The sequence below is a fragment of the Streptomyces sp. AF1A genome (assembly GCF_047340315.1).
Classification (GTDB): Bacteria; Actinomycetota; Actinomycetes; order Streptomycetales; family Streptomycetaceae; genus Streptomyces.
In genome coordinates this window covers 1-3,437 of the sequence record NZ_JBLEBI010000324.1, presented here as the reverse complement: position 1 = coordinate 3,437, position 3,437 = coordinate 1, and the positions used below count along the sequence as shown (strand labels likewise).

Annotated in this window: 3 protein-coding genes; 1 reads left to right on the top strand and 2 read right to left on the bottom strand. The window is 77.1% G+C overall.

Annotated elements, in window-relative coordinates; translation table 11 throughout:
* Window positions 1-1,675, bottom strand: a 1,675-nt coding sequence (locus tag ACLU3S_RS36370; RefSeq protein ID WP_413956250.1) for a BTAD domain-containing putative transcriptional regulator, incomplete at its 3' end; no start/stop codon positions are given.
* Between the two features lie 12 nt (window positions 1,676-1,687).
* On the bottom strand, window positions 1,688-2,710 hold the full coding sequence (locus ACLU3S_RS36365; protein WP_413956249.1) for an AfsA-related hotdog domain-containing protein: 1,023 nt from the start codon (window positions 2,708-2,710) through the stop codon (window positions 1,688-1,690).
* A gap of 253 nt (window positions 2,711-2,963) precedes the next feature.
* Here ACLU3S_RS36365 and ACLU3S_RS36360 point away from each other — a divergent pair.
* The coding region (locus ACLU3S_RS36360) for an MFS transporter (RefSeq protein WP_413956248.1) at window positions 2,964-3,437 on the top strand (474 nt) is incomplete at its 3' end.

The window sequence follows — 3,437 nt, the reverse complement described above, 5'->3', positions numbered from 1 at the left end:
GCGACGGGCTGCGCAGGTCCAGGAAGAGGACCCCGTCCGGGAACGCGTCGGCCACCCGGCGCGCCGCGGCCACCGCGAGGGCCGTCTTGCCCGCGCCCACGGGCCCGGTGACGGCCGTCCAGGTGCCCGGCGGGGCGGTCCTGAGCAGCCGCTCCACGGCCGCGAGCTCCTCGTCCCGGCCGACCAGCTCGCCGTCCGGGGCGGGAAGCGCGAGGACCGGGGAGACGAGTGGGGGCGGTGGCGCGAGCGGGCGCGGCACGAGCGCGTCCGGACCGGGCGCCCCGGCAACCGGTGCCGGCACGGCGGCACGTGGCCGGAGGGCGGTGGCTCTCGGCGTGGGTGTGGCCGTGTGGGGTTCGGGTGCGGTGGCCTCCGGCGTGAGGGCGGCCGCGTGTGGTTCGGGTGCGGTGGCCTCTGGTGTGGGTGTGGCTGTGTGGGGTTCGGGTGCGGTGGCGCTCGTTCCCGGGGCGGCTGCGTGGGGTTCGGGTGCGGTGGCCTCTGGTGTGGGTGTGGCCGCGTGGGGTTCGGGTGCGGTGGCGCTCGTTCCCGGGGCGGCTGCGTGGGGTTCGGGTGCGGTGGCCTCTGGTGTGGGGGCGGCCGCGTTTGGTTCGGGTGCGGTGGGGTTCGTTCCCGGCGTGGTCGCGTCCGGTTCGGACAGGGTGGGGCTGGTTCCCGGTGTGGCCGCGTCTCGTTCGGACAGGGTGGTGCTCGTTCCCGGCGTGGTCGCATGGGCCCCGGACGCCATGGCACGCAGCCCCGGCGCCGTCGCACTCCCGGGCGTGCCCGGCGCCCCCGCGCTGCCCCGCGCATGCCGGAGTGCGTCGCGTGTCGGCGCGCGGCCATCCCGGGCACTCGCGGACTGCCGTCGCGGCTGCTCGGGGTATCCGAGCAGGTCGTCCTCTCCGGGGCCCTCCTCCTCCGTCAGCAGGCGTTGGTGCAGTGCGCGGAGGCGGGGGCCCGGTTCGGTGCCCAGCTCCTCCGCGAGGAGGGCGCGCAGCCGGGCGTAGGCGTGGAGGGCCTCGGCGTGGCGGCCGGTGCGGGCCAGGGCGGTCAGCAGCTGGGCGTGGAACTCCTCCCGGAGCGGGTGCTCGGTGGTCAGGGCGCGCAGCTCGGGCAGGACCGCGCGGTGGTTGCCGAGGCGCAGTTCGGCGTCCACGTGGAGTTCGAGGACCTCCAGGCGGGCCTCGGTCAGGCGGGCCGCGGTGGCGCGCAGCAGCGGGCCGTGCGGCGTGCCGGACAGCAGCGGGCCCCGCCACAGCGCGTCCGCGCGCCGCAGCAGGTCCGCCGCGCGGGCGAGTTCGCCGTCGGCCAGTGCCCGCCGTCCCCGGGCGCGCAGCTGCTCGAACACGGTCGCGTCGACGTCCTCGTCGTCCGCGCGCAGCAGATAGCCCGGCCGCTGGGTGACCAGCAGGGTGCGGCCCTGGCGGGGGCTCGCCGCGGTCAGGGCCTTGCGGATCTGCGAGACGTACACGTGCAGGGTGGTCAGCGCGGTGCGCGGCGGCCCGTCCGGCCACAGCTCGTCGATCAGGGCGTCGACGGACACCACGCTGCCGGCGCGGGCGAGCAGCGTGCCGAGGACGGTGCGCAGCTTGGGCGCGCCCGGGGTGTGCGTGCCCGCGGAGGCCGGGTCCGGGTCGCCCGTGAGCTCCAGCGGGCCCAGGATCCGGAACCTCATCGCGACGGCCCCTCAGAGATCCTGCACCACGACGGCTGTCGCCTCGGCGACGGCCTTGCGCCCCTGTGCCAGGGTCATGGTCACCGGCACCCGGGCCCGGCCCGCCGGATCGGGTTCGACCCCACCCGGCACGGCCACGCACCGCAGCGGCGGCCCCGCCTCGGCCGAGCCGCGGAAGTGGACCCGTGAGGCGGCGAGGGTGCAGCGCGCGGTGGTCAGCCCGTGCCGCCGGCCGGCCGTGAGCAGGGCGCTCTGCCGCAGCGCCTCCAGCACGTGCAGCCCGGCCAGCCGCCCCTCCCCGCCCGCGAAAACCCGGGGGACGCCGTCCGTCCGCACCCAGGTGGTCAGCCGGCCGGAGGGCAGCCGCTCGGGGGCGCTCACCAGGACGTTCTCGGCGGCGGCCCGGCCCACCTCGGCGGCCGGCACGCGGTGCGCGGCCCCGGCCGCCCGGTCCGGCCCGTCCTGCGGGTACGCGTGGTCGTCCGGCACGGGCTGGGCGAGGGCGAGCTGGTTGCGGTAGAGGGCGGGCGCGAGGAAGACGAGGCCCGCGGAGCCGACCGCGCACGGGATGCCGTCGATGCTCACCTCGGTGTGGAACTCCACCCCGCGCGGCACGCCGTTGACGACGTGCGTGGGCACCGCCCGCAGCCGCGTGCTGAGCCGGGAGCCGCCGTTCGGGCCGGTGCGCCACGGGGCGAGGTCGGTGAGGCGCAGGTCGTAGCGGTAGAACAGGCCGGGGCGCTCGGCGGGCACGCCGAAGTAGCGGTGGCCGACGAACTCGCCGATCTCGCGGACCGATTCGGTCACGACCTGGACGTCGTGGAAGTGCACGGGGCCGTCGTTGAACAGCGGGTGGTCCCGCGGGAGGCGGTCGGCGAGCACGAAGTGCTCCTCGCCGACACCGGGGGCGTCCAGGCAGTTGTCCCACGAGACGGGGCAGTGGATGAGGTGACGGGTGGTGCCGAACGGCGCCGCCTCGGGCGGGACGTCGGCACGGGTGTCCGCTCTGCGCCCCATCGTCATGGATTCCGTCATGCTTCCCCCTCGACTGCGCCGGAACACGCCTGTCCTTCAGCGTGCGAACCGCCCGGGCGGGAGGCCAGCGCCGCCCGGTGGCAGCAAGCTGCATGACCGCAACTGCGGTCACGGAGCCGGCTCGGCGCGCCCCTGCCCTGCCTTTAGCGGAATCCAGGACGTGGCCCGGAGGCTGGTGTCGGGCCCACCGGCCGTTCCTTCCCCCCGTCCTGCCGGTGGGCCTGCCGTACGGGGCCGACGAAGGGGGCACACGATGACCACTGCCGCAGCGCCGGGCCGGAAGACCGGTGGGCACAGGGCCCACGGGCCGCGGGCCGCGGGGCGGCGGGAGGCCGGTGGGCGGCGTCCGGGCGTCTCCGGCCGGGTCGTGGCCGGCTACGGCGCCGGGGCGCTGGTATCCGGCACCTTCACGACGCTGCCCGGCCTGCTGCTGTTGCCGTACCTCACCGACACGCTGGGTGTCGGCGCGGCCCTCGCCGGGGCCGCGGTGCTCGTCCCCAAGCTGTGGGCGGCGGCGGTGAATCCGGTGGTGGGCAGGTTCGCCCGCCGCGCGGCGGCGCGGCGGCGGCTGATCCGGTACGGCGGGGCGGCGATGGCCGCGGCCTGCCTGCTGATGTTCGCCTCCGTGGTGCGCGGGACGGGCGGCGCGTGGTTCGCCGAGGCGGGCTTCCTGCTGACGGCCACCGCCTTCGCCTGCTTCCAGGTCCCTTACGCCGCCCTGCCCGCC